The sequence below is a fragment of the Sporosarcina sp. YIM B06819 genome (genome assembly GCF_033485175.1).
In the GTDB taxonomy this organism is placed as follows: Bacteria; Bacillota; Bacilli; order Bacillales_A; family Planococcaceae; genus Sporosarcina.
In genome coordinates, this window is sequence record NZ_JAWLIQ010000008.1 from 14,552 (window position 1) to 31,048 (window position 16,497).

Below are 16,497 nucleotides of genomic sequence, written 5' to 3' on the forward strand. Positions count from 1 at the left end.
TAAGATTTCTCATTTTTTATGCCTATATTGATAAGGGGTCTCCCCAACTGTTTTTTTAAAAACGACAGAAAAATGTTTTGAATTCGTATAACCCACTAAATAGGCGATATCATATATTTTGAGATTCGTTTTAGTTAATAATTCTTTAGATTTATCTATTCTTTGTTGAATGATGTAGTCTGATAACTTTATAGTTGTTTGTCGTTTGAATAGCTGGCTAATATAATTTGGATGAAGATTTAGCGCATTTGAAATGAAATGTAAAGTGATCTCTTTTTCTAAATTCTCTTTAATGACATCTTTAATTTTACTGATGTTTGCAGACTCACTTGGATCACTCAAACCTTTTTTAGCACTAGACTCATTATCTATATTTTGAAGAATACTTGCGAGATCACTTCTACTTATGGGTTTTAACAAATAGTCTTTTACACCTAACTTTAACGCCTCTCTTACATAGCTAAAATCATCGTGACCACTAATAACGATTACGGACACTGATGGATGCCTTTTTTTAAAGTAAGAGATGAAATCAATACCATTCATCTCTGGCATCCTAATGTCTGTAATCACAAGATCAGGTACTTCTATATTTGCAATTTCAAGAGCTTCATAACCGTTAGATGCTTCCCACATAACCTTATAGCCAGTTATAACATCCTCCAATAATTTCTTTATTCCTATTCTTATTACTTTTTCATCATCCACTAACAAAACTTTTTTCAAACTTATCACCTATTTTCTAATGATGATTTCTACCTCTGTCCCTTCGCCCTCTTTTGATGAAATATGTAACATACTATTAATCCCATGAATAAGTCTTAACCGTCTATTGATATTCACCAACGCGATGCCATTTTTATGTTGCGTCAAGTTTTCACCATCGTTATTATTCAATGTACTGTACTTTAATGACTCTTTTATCTTTAATAGTCCACTATCATCTATCCCAGAGCCATTGTCACTCACTGATATAGTAAGTGCAGATCCTATCATTTTAACTTTCACAAGTATCTCAACTCTTTTAACTCTATTACTATAGCCATGCATGACTGAGTTTTCGATTAGTGGTTGAATGATATATTTTGGCACCAAATGATCCACAACCTCTTCCTCTACTTGCCAATAAACATCGAGAGCATCTTCTAATCGATTCTTCATAATACTTACATACGTTTTCGCGAATATTATTTCTTCTTGAAGTGGTATTTGTTGTTCTTCATTCTTCAAGCGATATCTAATTAACTTCCCCAATTGGGCAATCATATCTGAAATCTCAAATTGATCATTATTGATCGCTTTCATGTTAATTGATTCCAATGTATTAAAAAGAAAATGTGGGTCCATTTGAGACTGTAACGCCTTATATTCCGCTTCCGAATTTCTCAAACTTATTTCATACACTTCTTCGACCAAATAATCTATATCAAATAACATTCCGTCATACGCTGCTCGTAATTCTACTATTTCATCCTTAGACTGAATATGATTGCTGTTTGACAACTTATTCTTTTGAAACAAGCTAATTCTCATCTTTAACAACTCTAATGGCTTTAATAGATAATTCGTCAAATAGTAAGAAATAAGCACAGAAATCAGTAGGCAAAATCCTATTAATAGCAGTAAGAAAGAATTGAACTCTTTTATTTCACTATACAAATAATCTTTAGGAATAACATTGCTTATTTTCAAACCGGTTTTTGTTGATGTATGTGTTACACAAAGATACATCCGACCAGATTTTTTGTTTTCGACCCAACTTTGATTTTTTATACAATTCGCTAATAGATGGTCGCTCTGACTTCCCATGAAAGGCTCATTTTGCGCAGTAGAGATCTGCCAGTTCTCGCTTCCTAACTGTTGAGTAATCTCCTTTAGATACTCTGGTGAAAAATCAATTCTAATGACGCCTAGCTCCTGTTGATTTTCCGGGTCCCTTAATAGTCTTAAAAAACTGACGTATTTTTCCGTGTTATTTTTATAATAAATTGGATTTTCATCATAATATGTAATCCACCCACCTCTTTGTTCTTTCGCTTTTACATACCACTCTTGTTCTTGTAAATTAATATGATCTTCAATTCTATAATTATCCATATGACTAAATAATTGTCCGTTATTTGTGAATACATGCATACCATATATTTGATCTTTATTAAATGTAATGCTTGCTAAAAATAGTGAAAGTAATTGGATATGGTTATACTTTTTATAATTTTCAGGTGTATCCATATCATATTCTCTTAAAACATTTACCAATTCCTTGTTATATAATAATGTTATTGTAGATCTTGATGCATCTTCTAACATCAAATCTAAATTATGATTCAATTGTATAATTGTATTCTCTACTTTAGTAATAACTTCTTCGCTTTTAGAAGATATAAATATATGCTGTACAACTAATCCAACGATTATTAGCGGGAGTAATAATAGTAACGAAAAAGTAATGAATATCTTATTTCTTAAAGACATTCTGATATTCCCCCTGTTCTACTAATCTCGGAATGGCCGACCGCATCCTCAATAGTAAAAATATTCTTTCAATAATATCGCAACCCTTTATAATCTCCAATACGCTTTAACCTTTAACAATTCAAAAGTAAAAGGACACTAGATAGTGCCCTCTTTGACTCATTTACTATTCCCTGCTGATGAATCGATTTCATAATTCCCTATATCAATTGAAAAGTCGAATGATTGTATGACTATTCGATTGAATGTTCATGAATATGATGTTTTATTATCGTTGATTGGAGCGGAAGGCGGCGACTCCAACGAAAGCCGTCACTAAGAACGGCTTTTGCGAACAAAAGCAAAGCGTTGAGGGCAGGATGTAAAATTTCTGCAAAAAGGCGAAGAGTTTATTACAAAACGAACACTGCGCTGTTCGATTGACTGAATCCGTGCCCACGGAAAGCGTCCCCCTGAAGCGCAAATCAACCTTGTTCGGATTTCAGGATAATTGTTCTATAATGAAATTGATTCTATTACGCTTCCTCAATCTTCTTTTTGCAACTGACTCATAACAAACTCCAATTTCTTTTCTTCGTGTGATGGGACAATCTCATGCGGAAATTGCGGATAAACCTCAATCCTTTTGTCACTTGAATGGATATGATTGTATGCAGCGAAAACCGTTGATGGTGGTGTTACACTATCTTCTAAGCCAATCGCTAGTAATGCAGGGCAACTAATAGAATCACAGAAATGAGCACAATCAATATAACCTAATGTCTGCATCACTTGATCGTAAGTCTTATACTGCGGATCATTCCACTTGAAGTAATTCACAATTTCTAAACAGGGACCGTTAAGCGCAATGTCTAGCGCACGTTCAAAATGAGCTATGAATGGAAAGTCCGCAACAACAAAATCGACATTATTATCTAATCCGGCTGCACTAAGAGCTAATCCTCCACCTTGCGATGAACCCACAAGCCCAAACTTCGTCACCATAACCGGAAAGTCACTAGACCTAATCCAACTTAGTTGTACTAAAATATCTCTATAAACATTTGTATAATAATAGTTTTCTGGATTTTGAATTCCGTTTAACATCCAGCCTGGAATTCGACTACCATTGCCGTATTGTGCAAAATCAGGCGAATCTCCTTGCCCACGTATATCAAAAGTTACCACTGCAACGCCCAAAGCAGCCCATTTCAAGTAATCAATTGGCAGCCCACGACTACCGGTATAGCCATGAAAGCTTAGTATCACCGGACACTCTTTGACTGACTTCGGTTTAACAAAAAGCCCTTTTAATGGTGTCCTATCCCAACTTTCAAATACAATGTCAGCAACCTCAACTGTTGGTACTGAATAATCCCGCCACTCCATCACCACTTTGGGCTTGATTGTGGTCATTCTATTTTTTTGCTCACTCCAAAAAATATCAAAATCGGCAGGACGATTCACTAATTCAGGCTGATACGCTTGTAATTCTTTAAGCGGGAAATCCCCAACATGTCTACCCATTACTTGTCACACCCCTTATTGTTGTAAACCTAATAAAACTCTTTCGGCCACTCCAATTCAAATCCATCTCTTCTTAGATAATCTTGAAACGTTGTTAACAATTGCTTATTTTCCCTCACTGCCTTTGGCTCTGCATTATTTTTCAGACAAAAGGCAACTAATGCCCCGCAGGCTTCACCAATATTCCATTCAGTTGGCTGAAGGCGATAGCAACCATTCGTAATATGTGTTGTACCAATATTTTTGCAACCCGCCAACAGATTAGCTGTGTCTTTTGGGATTAGCGCACCTAAAGGAATATGGAAAGGTAATGCTTGTATATCCAGATAGGTTCTCCCCGTCATACTTGGATGTAGGTCTATGCTATATGAACCTATCCCAATCCGATCCTCATAAAATTTTCCGGTTTTCCCTTCATTACAATCAGGTGAAACGTCTTGCTCAACGATTGTATACTCCGCTTTTATCCGCCTTGATTCTCGAATATAAGGTGCTTTCGCCAATCCATCTTCCGTTGCAAATAAATCTTTGCGAAGTCGTAACCCTGGATAGCCTTTACCGCCATCAGGTCGGGCTGCTTCGGTTTGTAACCAATAGAGAAGTGACAAGCTTAACTGCTTTGCTTGATAGAGATTTCTATCCTTGTCAGCTTCGGGTACATCATAAATATTTCCTAAGAAATAATCACTTTGTGGCCAATTCATCAAGCTGACATCGCCAGCAGCCACTGGCGTATTAAATTGTTGTCTATCAAAAATACGTCGATATTCCCAAAGCGGAAAACCTGTGTCCTCACGAAAAAGCGTATATTGTCTTTTCTCTTTCGTAATCGGATGTGGTGCAAAAAAGCTTAAATAGTTATCTGGCCAAATAGTGGGATGGAATTCTTTCCAAAAGGCGTACATCGCAGGCTCCTGAATCGTGTGATCTTCTCCTGGTCGATATTCCATCCCAAGAACATATGTAAATGCTTGAATATCATTCGGGTCCGCAATTTCCAATGCATGAGGTTCATGTGTAGCTGCTTTTGCTTCTGCACCTGTTACATACTCAACAGCAGCCAATGGCAATAAATCCCCTGCTTCTGTTGCATCAATGAAATACGGCGCACTAGCCACCCCCTCTGTTTCTGTCATTGTATTTCTGTATGTAACGCCAGTGACTATTCTACCATCCCTCTTCACCGAAATAGCCACCGTGTTAGTCATAATCGTCAGCTGGCCCGTTAAAATAAATGGCATGAGCATTTCCTGTAAGACATGCAGACTCACGCGCGGATCATGGCAAATACTACTCACCAATCCATTTCCAGGATTAAACGGCGTTGTCTTCACTTTTACATCCATTATTCGTAAATAAGCGTCACGTACTTTTTGACGATACGCCCGATAGCTCCGAGTTGAACCAAATTGTTCAATCCACTGATGTTCATCGGGCGGCACACCTTGCGCAGTCACTTGACCACCAATCCAATCGGTTTCTTCTGTTACTAACACATGTAAACCATTGGAACAGGCCGACAATGCAGCTGCGCAACCACCAAGTCCACCGCCGATAATGACAACATCCTTCTTTAGTGTCTCCATTTACAAATAAACCTCTTTGCCTGTTTTTGCTGACTCATACACTGCATTTAACATTTTCATGACCTGCACACCATCTTCAACAGGTGCAATGGTCTCTTTTCCAGTTAAACAGCAATCCACAAAATGGTTAATTTCATTTTCAAACGCCCCGACAAAGTCAAAACTAAGGTTATCAATTTGCGGGGTACTATTTAATATCGTATTGTTTTTCTCTGTCACTATTGCTAATTTCGGCTCAATTTCAGCTCCGCCTTTTTCCCCGAAAAATTTAACATATAGTTCATCTTTTTTAGCATGAAGTGTAAAGCTAACATCCACATACAAAGATGCTCCATTATCAAAACGAATCAGCGCATTCGCCAAATCTTCTACATCATTGACTGTCGGATTATAATCAGCTGCCTTGTAGAAGGATAAGTTTTCAATATGACTGCGGTTGCCTAGCTTTGAATACGTATTTCCGCTTACCGAAACAGGTCTTGGTTTACCCATCAAATACCAGCAGATATCAACCATATGCACGCCTAAATCAATAAGTGGTCCACCGCCCGATTTCGCCTGATCACTAAACCAGCCGCCTGGATTACCCAGTCGTCGTAAGCAGGAAGCCTTAGCGTAGTAAATTTCACCAAATTCATCTTGATCGATAAATTGTTTGAGTAGCTTTGTATTATTGCCATGACGCCGAACAAATCCAACCTGCAATATTTTCCCTGATTTCTCTACTGCCGCTTCGACAGCTAATGCTTGTTCAACCGTCATACTTAATGGTTTCTCAACCAACACATGCTTACCTACTTCTAATGCCGCAATGGCAATCTCTGCATGTGTGTTATTCCACGTACAAATGCTTACTGCATCAATGTCTCCATTTTTCAACAGTTCCGCGTAGTTACTATACAAATTCGTAACACCATAACGCTTACCTGCTTCTGCAAGACGTTGCTCATTGCTATCACATAGCGCAATTAACTCTACTTCACCGTTTGCTACATACGGTTTAATATGAAACTCTGAAATAGAGCCTCCCCCGATAACACCCACATTTAACATCTCTAACACTCCCTTATCGGTCCATTAGTAAGTAATGAGCTTCGTTAATGTCGTCGACTTTTTCTGAATCAATTCATCATATGCAGCTGGCACATCATGAAAATCCACTACATCCGTTAAAAATGGTTGAACATCAATACGCTTGTCATGTACTAGACGTAAATATTCTGCTACATTCCGCCCTTCTGTCCAACGCACATATCCATATGGATAATCAATTGCTTGTTTCTCATACACTTGATCATATCTCCCTGGACCTCCAGCACGTGAAATCAAAATTTGAGCTTCCTTACCAAACAGTAACTCACGAGGGAAATCAGGTTCAATATCACCGACAATGACAACTGTACCTTGAGAGCGAATCCATTCTAAACTTTGATGGGTCAATGTTGAACGCTTCCCACCTGCACATAACAAAACTGCATCTGCTCCGTGATTATTCGTACATTTCGCTATGTCGCTTTCCATCTCTGAAAGAGTAGAAAAGGAACGAATATTTCCTTTATCCCGAAGCATTGTTGCTCGTTCAGCTTGAACATCAAAGGCCACCACATCATATGCAGCAGCATCGGCTATTTTTGCAATCATTTGTCCAAGTAATCCTAAGCCAACAATTACGACAGTCTCTCCGAATGTTAGCTTGGCAACCCGTAGTGCATGAATCGCAATCGCACCAATCCCCGCCAGAGCAGCCTCTTTCGGTTCTACGCCAGTAGGAACCTTTGCACATAATGTAATGGGCACTACTAAAAATTCACAATGCCCAACATAGGGAGCCCCATAACAAGCCACAGTATCGCCGATTTGATAATCTGCTACGCCTTCCCCGCACTCCATTACAACTCCAACCGCACTATATCCTAATGAAATTTTTCGATTTTCGCTCGCTCCAATCAAGCTGAGTTCAGTCCCCGGTGAAATGGCCGAATACAATGTCTTTATTAACAAAAATGAAGGTTTAATAATTGGCTTGCTTCCTTCTTCAATATGGACTTTTTGATCTTTGGCAACAATGGATTTCACGTCATTCGCTCCTTACTTACTAAACCACTTGGCTAAGTTCTCTTTGACAAATGCATCATCATTCAAATGTGGATAATCCGCATACACCCGATTGATTTCTTCCAGTTGATTCGGACTTAATGTTTCTTTATCTAGCAAACACCAACGCCCTTTTAGCAGTCCTTGTCTTGCCAATACTTCATTTATCCCAGCAATACTGCCTTTAAAGTGATGTTTTGGGTCAAAAAAAGCTGCATTGGCATCGGTTATTTCTTGCCCTAGCGTTAATAGTTCGCTTGGAATCAAACCCGTGGATCGAACCTCTTTTATTTGATTAAAAAGATCCACGGTTGTTTTCGTCCATACTGACCAATGCCCAAGTAGCCCACCCACAATTTGTTTTTCTACCTTTTCACCGTTGACCGCTATGCGATAGGTCGTTAGCAAATCGCTCACAATATTGTCATCATTGCCTGTGTACATCGCAATCTCTTCATTTCTTGATGAATGGCAAACCGCACGAATCACATCAAGCGTTTGATAGCGATTAAAAGGTGCGATCTTTATGCCATGTACATTCGGGATTTCCGCCAGCTGTCGCCAAAAATCATAAGATAGCATACGCCCACCTACCGCCGGTTGCAAATAAAATCCGATAATAGGAATAATTTCTGCGATTTTCTCAGTCCGCGTCAATAACTCTTGCTCGGAGGCATTTTGCAAACCGCCCATACTCAACAAACCTAGATCGTAGCCAAGTGATTTGATAAATTTCGCTTCTGCCATCGCCTGCCCAATCGGCCCACTAATACCACCGATTTTGATAAAAGAATCAGCCACTTGTGCCCTTTCCATCTCTTCCATTGCGAGTGTTAACACTTTTTCAAATAAATTAAATCGTGGATCTCGAATTTCAAATTGAGTCGTATGGACACCGACAGCAATTCCTCCAACACCCGCGTCCATATAATAGCGGGTAAGTGCCCTTTGACCCGCCTCATCTAATTGCCGGTCTTCTGTTAACGCAAGCGGATGTGCTGGAATAACTGCTCCAGCGTGCAATTGTTTTTTCACAGTAGGATTCAACATTTAAAATGCTCCTTTACGCTCTTGGAAATGAGTTGGTTTATTATACGTTTCACCATTATTGGCTAGCCATTCTGCGGTCATATCCACCATCTGTTGCAGTGTTACTGTTGGATAGCCAAACAATTGGTGTGCTTTGGAAGCATTATTTAATAAGGATGTCTGCTGTTCTTCATTTACAAATAAGGGTTGCTTCTTAAATCGAGTCCCAAACTCCTCTGCCAACCAGCGGACTGAAATCGTTTCTGGTCCAGTGACATTCATAATTTTAGGAGGTGTCTCACAATGCAATAATGAACGCACAGCATATTCGTTCGCATCCCCTTGCCAAATCACGTTGACGCTTCCCATTGTCAAATCAATCGCTTTTCCTTCCAAGACATGTCGAGCGATTTCGAGTAACACTCCGTATCTCATGTCAATCGCATAGTTTAGTCGGAACAGCAGCATAGGCGTGTCATTCGCACGTGAAAAATTGGTCAGTACTCGCTCTCTGCCTAAACAAGACTGTGCATATTCTCCAATCGGACTCGGTTCTGTTTCTTCCGAGCAATTGCCATTTACTACGTCCGTTAATGGATAGACATTGCCAGATGAAAAGGCAACAATCCGAGATTTTTTAAACTTCTCCGCGATTCTGCCAGGTAAATAGGCATTCATAGCCCAGGTGAAATGTTCGTTACCAGCCGTTCCAAATTTATTGCCAGCCATAAAAATCACATTTTTCACTTCTGGCAATGCTTGAAGCTGTGCATCATTTAATAAGTCCGCGGCAATTGTTTCAATTCCAAAGTTCTCTAATTCTTGTTGTAAACTGCCAGAGGAAAAACGAGAAACGCCAATGACCTTTTTATCTAGACCGGCTCGATCAATTGCTCTCTTTGTCATTTTCGCTAATGTAGGTCCCATTTTACCTCCTACCCCTAAAATTAAAATATCGCCCTCTATCAACACAAGATCAGCGATCAATTCTGCAGATGGTGTTGTCATAAAGTCCTCAAGTTCTGTAAGCGTATTCATTTCATCACTCCTAGCTATTTTATATAAAGCAATCATCTTTTTTCTCAAAAACTGGATTCATTCATAATTGTATGTAGGGCACCATTAAAAGACAAGTCTTAATTAAGTCCTTTAATAAAATAGTATTAATATCTTTCTAATCACTAGCCTGCCTTGTTTTTTGACAGATTTACAAGAAGAAAGTATGATAAGCAAAATAGTAGATTAACAGACACTGACAAGGAGGAAACCGTTCATGCATAGACAAAATAGTGTGCAAGATAATTCAGATATTAAAATCGGCATTATTGGTCCGAAGGCACTGGTTGATCAAACACGTGAAACGTTGAAAACATTTCCAAACTTTAAGCCTATTTTTCAAATGATCGATTCGAGTAGCTCACTACGAGACATAACAACAGAGTTGATGAACGAGGTAGAAGTCTTACTATTTACAGAATATCATTCCTACAATAGTGTTAAACAAGTTTTGGAATTCACCATTCCCGTACACCATATGCCGCTAATGGGCACTGGGCTCTACAGATCATTATTTATTATTAAAAGCAGACACAGTTTAACCTGCTTATCTATCGATACTGTTGAAAAAAAATATGTCGAACAAATTTTATCCGAGCTTGAAGAAGATCACTATGAACTCCTTGTCTTTAAAAACCTATCACAACAGACCGTCATTGAAGAATTCGTGCAATTTCATGTACATAATTATCAACAACACAACGCCATTGCACTTACCGGCATTCAGGAGGTCGCTACTCAATTACTAGCCCTTAATATCCCTCATGAATGGGTAACGCCTACGCAACAAGATATGATTGTCTCATTAGAACGTGCTTTGTTAGCTACTAACACTCGAAGAAATAAAGAAGCACAAATCGTATTCGGTCTTATAAATATCGATAACTTTAAAGGCGTCGCGGAGAAATATTCTTCTGAGCATGATGTCCAACTATTTAAATTAGCCATTCAGCAAATGTTGCTTGATTATATTAAATCGCTAGATGGACACCTCATCAATTTAGGCGGCGAGGAATATTCTTTCATTACGACTCGCGGGATTTTTGAACGTGAAACAAGAGGCTATAAATTCATTCCCTTATTGCAAGATGTCCAAAACGAGCTCAGCATTACCATTAGTCTTGGCGTCGGCTTTGGTCGTTCCGCTGCTGAAGCGGGTAATCATGCACGGCTCGCTCTTCGCCAATCGAAAGAATTGGGCGGCAATGTGTGCTATATTGTGCGAGAAGATCGAAGTGTATTAGGTCCCGTCGATATTACAACACACAAACAATACGAACGATATAATTTAGCCATTACTGACCCTCATCTATTAGACAAAGCCGAAAAAGCAGGCATGTCTGCTGCCTATATGACCAAATTAATGGCACGTGTTTCAAGGCATAAAAAAATCGAATATACCGCCCAAGAACTAGCCTCAACACTGAACGTGACCATCAGGAGCGCCAACCGAATTTTGTTGAAATGGATGGATGCTGAATTAGTTGATATTGTAGGCGAAGAGAAAGTCACGCATAAAGGACGTCCACGCCGCATTTATCGCCTCAGCTTTATCGAAGACGAACTAAAATCTTGAATACTATGTCGCTGGGAAGAACAATATTTCTTGCTGGCGGTTTTTTAACACCTCAAAGTTGAACTATTCTTCCAGTTCGGAGACTTTCATTAGCCGCCTCAATCAAACGGATTATCTCATGTGTTTCCTGCAAAGGCACCCTTGAAACACCATCCTGAAAAAAAGCGATAATTTGCTCCAATAAGCTTGCATAATAAGGCTTTTGCTGTGCATGTATAGCGACAAATTCGCTACCGTGCTCAAAGTGAATGATGGCTCCAAACTGGGAATTTCCATGTCGATTCCCTCTAATCGTCCCGATACGTCCATCCGTCCAACTCGCTGTAATGGCATCGTGTCCCTCACTGGATAAAGTCATAACTGATTGAGCACCTCGACCTAAAATGGCAAACAACATTTCAACCGTGTGAATGCCATACCAAAAGAAACCCGGTTGTGTCGCTTGCATTTCCATCGGTCCAAAGCAATCAGCCCCTATTATTTTTCCTTTATCTACCTGCTGCAAAATTCCCGTTAGCCCTTCTGCATAACGAAGTGCAGATGTACTCATCAAAGGTGTTTGATAATCTTCCGCTAACCGAATCATATCGCTTGCCACTTGTGAGCTTAAGCTAAAAGGTTTATCAATAAAGATTGGTTTTTGATAGGCAACGATAGCACGCAACTGCTCATGATGAACAGCTCCATCCACTGACTCCAATAAAATTGCATCACTTTCAGCGGCAACCTGCTCAATAGAATCCACAATTTTCACATGAAAGCGAGTGCAAAGCTGCTCTGTAAATCCTTTAACACGTGACATGCTTAACTCAAAATTAGGTGAGCCACCCGCAAAAGCAACTACTACTTCTCCACCTGGCACATGATAGCTTTCATGCGGATTATTTAATAATTTTGTAAAGGCTACTGCATGTGATGTGTCGAGACCTATCATGCCAATTTTCAGGACTCTCTCCCCTTACTGTTGAGTGTTATTATTTCATACCAGACATTTGAATACCTTCCGTAAAGTAGCGCTGGAAGAACAAGAAAATGAGAAAAGTTGGGATAAAGGATACCGCTGAACCGGCCATTTCAACACCAAAATTTCCTTCTTTACCAAGCATTGATGCTAAACCAAGCGTAATCGGAAACATTTTTTCTTGTGTTAAGTAAATCAACGGTTGGAACAAATCATTCCAGTTTGAAATAAAGGAAAATGTGCCGACCGTCGCAACAACGGGTACTGAAAGCGGCAAAATAACCTTGAAAAAGATTTGGATATCATTCGCACCATCGATATAAGCAGCTTCTTCCAAGTCATTCGGTATACTTTGTAAAAACTGTCTCACTAAAAAGACGCCCATAATTCCCCATAACTCTGGAACGATCAATGCCCAATATGTATTGATCCAACCGAAATCAGAGAACATAATATACTTTGGAATGATTAATAGCTGTTGCGGAATCATGATAACTGCCATAAAAATCCAAAATATTGTTTCTCGTCCCACAAATTGTTTCTTCGCAAAAATATAGCCCAAAACTGCACAAAACAGCATTTGCGTAGCCACTGGAATAACGGTAATAATAACCGAATTGAAAATCCAACGTACAAATAGGCCATCTCTCATAATATAGACATAGTTTTTCAATGTCGGATCGTCAGGTATCCAAAAAAGAGGATCTAACTGCGCAAATTGAACATCTTTAAAAGAGCCTAAAATCATAATCGCAAAGGGTAATAAAAAACAAAATCCCAAAATAAATAACGCTATATATGTGATAATTTTTTTAACCATTTGTCAGTCTCCTTTCTAAATGCGACCGTCTATTAATAATGGTTGGAGTCCTTACCCAAATACTTTCGCTGAACGAGAGATATCACTAAAATGATTGAAAACAAGACATAAGAAAGTACAGCAGCATAGCTCAAATTAAGGCTCGTAAATCCTTGTTCATACAAATAATAGACAATCGTCGTCGTTGCATAACTTGGACCCCCACCTGTTAATAAGTAGGCCGAATCGAAAATTTGAAAGGAACCGATTGTCGTTGTGATTGCCACATAAAAGTGAATGGGCTTTAATAAAGGAAATGTGATATTCCAAAATATTTTTAAAGAAGAAGCGCCATCAATACGTGCTGCCTCATACAATCCACGATCAATCGATTGAAGTCCCGCAAAATAATAAATCATTGTTGTCCCAGCAACTTTAAATATACTCAAACCCGCCAATACCGCGAGGGCTTGGCTAGAATTCGATAAAAATAATTGTGGTTCGACTCCTATAAAACTAAGTAAATAGTTGATTAGCCCAGCTTCTGTTCCTCTAAATAACCAACCCCAAATGCCCGCAACAATAACAAAAGACGTCACAACGGGTAAGAAGAAAATCCCTTTGAAAAAGCCTGCTAATTTAACCCCCGAATTAATAATGAGCGCGAGAACAAGCCCCAAGGCCATCGTCGGCACAATGTAATAGACTGAAAACATGATTGTATTCCAAATAGCCTTCCAAGCTAATTTATCCGTCAACAAATACTTCCAATGTTTGAGTCCTACAAATTCAGGGTCACCAATCACTTTCCAATCCATAAAAGTTAAATAAAAGCTTAATAAAAACGGATAGACTTGAAAAATAATAAAATGAATAATAACGGGTACTAAAACAATATAAACAATCGCATTGCGCTTCCATTCACGCTTCAATCGCTCTCCTAAAGGCAGTTTACTCTTTTTAGAAGTTAATGCTTTACTCAGTGTACTCACCCCTTCACTTGATTTGGACGCCGAGGCGTAATGAATTCTGTACATTAGTAACAAAGAGCTTGATCGTTAACTGATCAAACTCTTTGCTGGACTACTCCATTTTCAATTACAGCTTATGCCTTTGTTATTTCATCTTCGCCTGAACAGAGGCTGCCGCTGCATCCGCTGCTTCTTGAGGTGTTTTCTTGCCTTCTAGCATTGCTTGAAGTTCTGCTTGTATTAATGGCATAATTGTTCGTCCTTCTGGATGAATCACGCCAGGCAATGCGTATTGCGTGTAACCCGCTAACTGGCTAAGATATTTTTGATCTCCGAAAATATCTTTTGCAGATTCTCGAGTTGGAATATATTGTGTAACCGTATTAAATTTCTTTTGATTTTCTGTATTCGTCATGATTTTGATGAATTCTGCAGCTGCAGCTGGATTATCCGTATTAATCGGCGCAACGAACATTCCCGTTGTACCATACGTCAATTGCTCTTTGTTTTTCATCGGTGGCGCAATGACAAAGTCAAAAAGCTGGTTGTTCAATAAACGACTAACTGAAATACCTGAACCTTGAACAGCTAACATCTTTCCGCTGTCCCAAATCGCATCATGCTCCATTGCCGTAATTGAATCCGCTGGAATCCAACCTTCATCATACATTTTTTTGATAAACGTAAATGCTTCTACTCCAGCTTCGTTATTGATCAACACTTCATTACTATCCGTGACGACATTTCCACCAGCTTGCCATAGGAATGGATACAATGTTCCGTTCATAGAGCCTCCACCTTGGAAACTTGTTGCATAAAACCCTTTGTCTTTCGCTTTTTGAGCCCATTGCTCAAACTCTGACCACGTTGCTGGTAATTTTTCTGGATCTTCACCAATCGCTTTAATGACATCAACATTATAAATATATGTGTACGCTTCTTGTAAAATCGGAAGTCCGTATAACTCATCCTTCCAAGTAGTAGACACCAATGCTGTGTCGACAAAGTCATCAATGTCAAAGCCTTCTAAATAAGGATCAAGCGCTAAAAGCATCCCAGCGTCCGCATACTGTGGCATTTGGTCTGGAATCACATAGAAAACATCCGGACCATTATTCGCAGCTAGTGCTGTAAGTACTTTTTGATCGCGGTTTGCCCATGGAATTTGTTCAAAGTTTACTTTTACCCCTGTTTGGTCTTCATAAGAAGCAATAATTTCTTTCCACATAGCGCCTTCTATTTCTTGGTCACCTGTGAAAGGATGTGCCCAAACCGTAATTTCCCCAGACAAGCCTTCTTCTTTCGCCTCTTCTTCAGGCTCTTGTTTTTCCACCTCTCCTGCTACTGCTGGCTCGGCCGCCCCTTCTTCCTTTGTCCCCGTGTCATCTGCGCTACATCCTACAATCAAAGCCCCCAGCAAAACGAGTACCAGAAATAACCAAAGCTTTTTCATCAACATGACCCCTCTCTAATGTTATGAATGTGATTGCTTTCAATCTGTTGAACTAGTACTATATGACTTGCACCTCCCTAACTATTCAACACCTTAGCTGTCTAGATTTTTACCTTATTTTTTAAACATTGGTACCCAGTGAATGAAAGCGTAATCATTTTCCATTTCAAACAACAATTCACTCAATACATAAAAAATATCAAATTATTAAATTACTTGTTTTCAGATTACATGATTCCTTATCAAGAGACAAGTCCCTAAAGCGTCTTTAATTAGAGACACACAATTATTATTTTGGTGTATTCTTCCTCCCTACCAATAATGTAGTTGCAATTTTAGTCGTTCTCAATATATAGTTAATTTTGAGAGGTGAGACATTTGGTAGGGTGGGAGAAGTTTAATAGAATCGCTTATAAAATGATTGAAGTGATATATATCAATGTGCTCTGGATACTTTTTTCAGCCATTGGTTTGGGGTTATTTGGTATATTCCCAGCAACAGCTGCCATGTTTATAGTTGTCCGAAAATTGATTAATAACGAAGAAAGCATTAAAATATTTCCTGCCTATTGGACTTCATTTCGTTCCAACTTTTTACAAGCAAACGGTTTTGGAATGATTTTTTTACTTATTGCATACTTTTTTTATTTCGATTTTTATTTCTTACAATTGAATAGTGGCAAATTAGAATTTCTATACCCGGTCTTAATTTTCATTTTAATTTCAGGCATTGTTACATTGTTATTTTTCTTTCCAGTCTATGCACATTTTGATTTGAAGTTCTTCCAATACTTCAAGCAATCCTTATTCATCTCCATTACATCACCGATTGAAGTGATCGCGATTGGTGCTTCAGCTGCCATTATCTTCTTTGTCACGACCATCCTTCCCGGGATTATTCCGATATTCACCGGCAGTGTCTTTGCATATGCAGCGACATTCATTAGCATCAGGGCATTTGCACGAATTGAGAGACGGCAGAGCATATGAG

At 38.9% G+C, this 16,497-nt stretch carries 14 protein-coding genes; 2 read left to right on the plus strand and 12 right to left on the minus strand.

Annotated features, from left to right (window positions below):
* Window positions 1-9: 9 nt before the first annotated feature.
* The 8 genes from R2B72_RS06420 to R2B72_RS06455 all read right to left on the minus strand — a co-directional run bounded on the left by R2B72_RS06420 (window position 10) and on the right by R2B72_RS06455 (window position 9,728).
* On the minus strand, window positions 10-726 hold the full coding sequence (locus tag R2B72_RS06420; RefSeq protein WP_318615577.1) for a response regulator transcription factor: 717 nt from the start codon (window positions 724-726) through the stop codon (window positions 10-12).
* A 9-nt stretch (window positions 727-735) separates the two neighbouring features.
* Window positions 736-2,475: a sensor histidine kinase gene (locus R2B72_RS06425; protein ID WP_318615578.1), complete on the minus strand. Its 1,740-nt coding sequence runs from the start codon at window positions 2,473-2,475 to the stop codon at window positions 736-738.
* 525 nt (window positions 2,476-3,000) lie between these two features.
* Window positions 3,001-3,981, minus strand: a complete 981-nt coding sequence (locus R2B72_RS06430; protein ID WP_318615579.1) for an acetylxylan esterase — start codon at window positions 3,979-3,981, stop codon at window positions 3,001-3,003.
* Window positions 3,982-4,010: 29 nt separating this feature from the next.
* Window positions 4,011-5,567: an FAD-dependent oxidoreductase gene (locus R2B72_RS06435; protein WP_318615580.1), complete on the minus strand. Its 1,557-nt coding sequence runs from the start codon at window positions 5,565-5,567 to the stop codon at window positions 4,011-4,013.
* Window positions 5,568-6,620 carry a Gfo/Idh/MocA family oxidoreductase gene (locus R2B72_RS06440; RefSeq protein WP_318615582.1) on the minus strand — a complete coding sequence of 351 codons (1,053 nt, stop codon included), beginning with the start codon at window positions 6,618-6,620 and terminating at the stop codon, window positions 5,568-5,570.
* A 24-nt stretch (window positions 6,621-6,644) separates the two neighbouring features.
* Complete coding sequence (locus tag R2B72_RS06445) at window positions 6,645-7,643, minus strand: zinc-binding alcohol dehydrogenase (protein WP_318615583.1); 999 nt, start codon at window positions 7,641-7,643, stop codon at window positions 6,645-6,647.
* Window positions 7,644-7,655: 12 nt separating this feature from the next.
* Window positions 7,656-8,711: a dihydrodipicolinate synthase family protein gene (locus tag R2B72_RS06450; RefSeq protein WP_318615585.1), complete on the minus strand. Its 1,056-nt coding sequence runs from the start codon at window positions 8,709-8,711 to the stop codon at window positions 7,656-7,658.
* Window positions 8,712-9,728 carry an NAD-dependent epimerase/dehydratase family protein gene (locus tag R2B72_RS06455; protein ID WP_318615586.1) on the minus strand — a complete coding sequence of 339 codons (1,017 nt, stop codon included), beginning with the start codon at window positions 9,726-9,728 and terminating at the stop codon, window positions 8,712-8,714. It abuts the gene before it with no gap.
* 235 nt (window positions 9,729-9,963) lie between these two features.
* Between R2B72_RS06455 and R2B72_RS06460 the strand changes: the two genes are divergently transcribed.
* Entirely contained in the window at window positions 9,964-11,322 is a 1,359-nt protein-coding gene (locus R2B72_RS06460; RefSeq protein WP_318615587.1) for a hypothetical protein, read from the plus strand.
* Between the two features lie 52 nt (window positions 11,323-11,374).
* Here R2B72_RS06460 and R2B72_RS06465 read toward each other — a convergent pair whose 3' ends face one another.
* The 4 genes from R2B72_RS06465 to R2B72_RS06480 form a co-directional block, all read right to left on the minus strand.
* Window positions 11,375-12,256: a Gfo/Idh/MocA family protein gene (locus R2B72_RS06465; protein WP_318615589.1), complete on the minus strand. Its 882-nt coding sequence runs from the start codon at window positions 12,254-12,256 to the stop codon at window positions 11,375-11,377.
* Window positions 12,257-12,296: 40 nt separating this feature from the next.
* On the minus strand, window positions 12,297-13,103 hold the full coding sequence (locus R2B72_RS06470; RefSeq protein WP_318615591.1) for a carbohydrate ABC transporter permease: 807 nt from the start codon (window positions 13,101-13,103) through the stop codon (window positions 12,297-12,299).
* 32 nt (window positions 13,104-13,135) lie between these two features.
* Entirely contained in the window at window positions 13,136-14,014 is an 879-nt protein-coding gene (locus tag R2B72_RS06475) for a sugar ABC transporter permease (protein ID WP_318615592.1), read from the minus strand.
* Window positions 14,015-14,198: 184 nt separating this feature from the next.
* A complete protein-coding gene (locus R2B72_RS06480) occupies window positions 14,199-15,506 on the minus strand; it encodes a sugar ABC transporter substrate-binding protein (protein ID WP_318615593.1) in 1,308 nt (435 codons plus the stop codon).
* Between the two features lie 378 nt (window positions 15,507-15,884).
* Here R2B72_RS06480 and R2B72_RS06485 point away from each other — a divergent pair, with 378 nt between their 5' ends.
* On the plus strand, window positions 15,885-16,496 hold the full coding sequence (locus tag R2B72_RS06485) for a YesL family protein (RefSeq protein WP_318615594.1): 612 nt from the start codon (window positions 15,885-15,887) through the stop codon (window positions 16,494-16,496).
* Window position 16,497 lies beyond the last annotated feature (1 nt).

Excerpts from the sequence above, each read along its gene's own strand:
- R2B72_RS06425 (WP_318615578.1), bottom strand. The coding sequence starts at position 2,475 with ATGTCTTTAAGAAATAAGATATTCATTACTTTTTCGTTACTATTATTA.
- R2B72_RS06430 (WP_318615579.1), bottom strand. The coding sequence starts at position 3,981 with ATGGGTAGACATGTTGGGGATTTCCCGCTTAAAGAATTACAAGCGTAT.
- R2B72_RS06435 (WP_318615580.1), bottom strand. The coding sequence starts at position 5,567 with ATGGAGACACTAAAGAAGGATGTTGTCATTATCGGCGGTGGACTTGGT.
- R2B72_RS06440 (WP_318615582.1), bottom strand. The coding sequence starts at position 6,620 with ATGTTAAATGTGGGTGTTATCGGGGGAGGCTCTATTTCAGAGTTTCAT.
- R2B72_RS06450 (WP_318615585.1), bottom strand. The coding sequence starts at position 8,711 with ATGTTGAATCCTACTGTGAAAAAACAATTGCACGCTGGAGCAGTTATT.
- R2B72_RS06455 (WP_318615586.1), bottom strand. The coding sequence starts at position 9,728 with ATGAATACGCTTACAGAACTTGAGGACTTTATGACAACACCATCTGCA.
- R2B72_RS06460 (WP_318615587.1), top strand. The coding sequence starts at position 9,964 with ATGCATAGACAAAATAGTGTGCAAGATAATTCAGATATTAAAATCGGC.
- R2B72_RS06465 (WP_318615589.1), bottom strand. The coding sequence starts at position 12,256 with ATGATAGGTCTCGACACATCACATGCAGTAGCCTTTACAAAATTATTA.
- R2B72_RS06470 (WP_318615591.1), bottom strand. The coding sequence starts at position 13,103 with ATGGTTAAAAAAATTATCACATATATAGCGTTATTTATTTTGGGATTT.
- R2B72_RS06480 (WP_318615593.1), bottom strand. The coding sequence starts at position 15,506 with ATGAAAAAGCTTTGGTTATTTCTGGTACTCGTTTTGCTGGGGGCTTTG.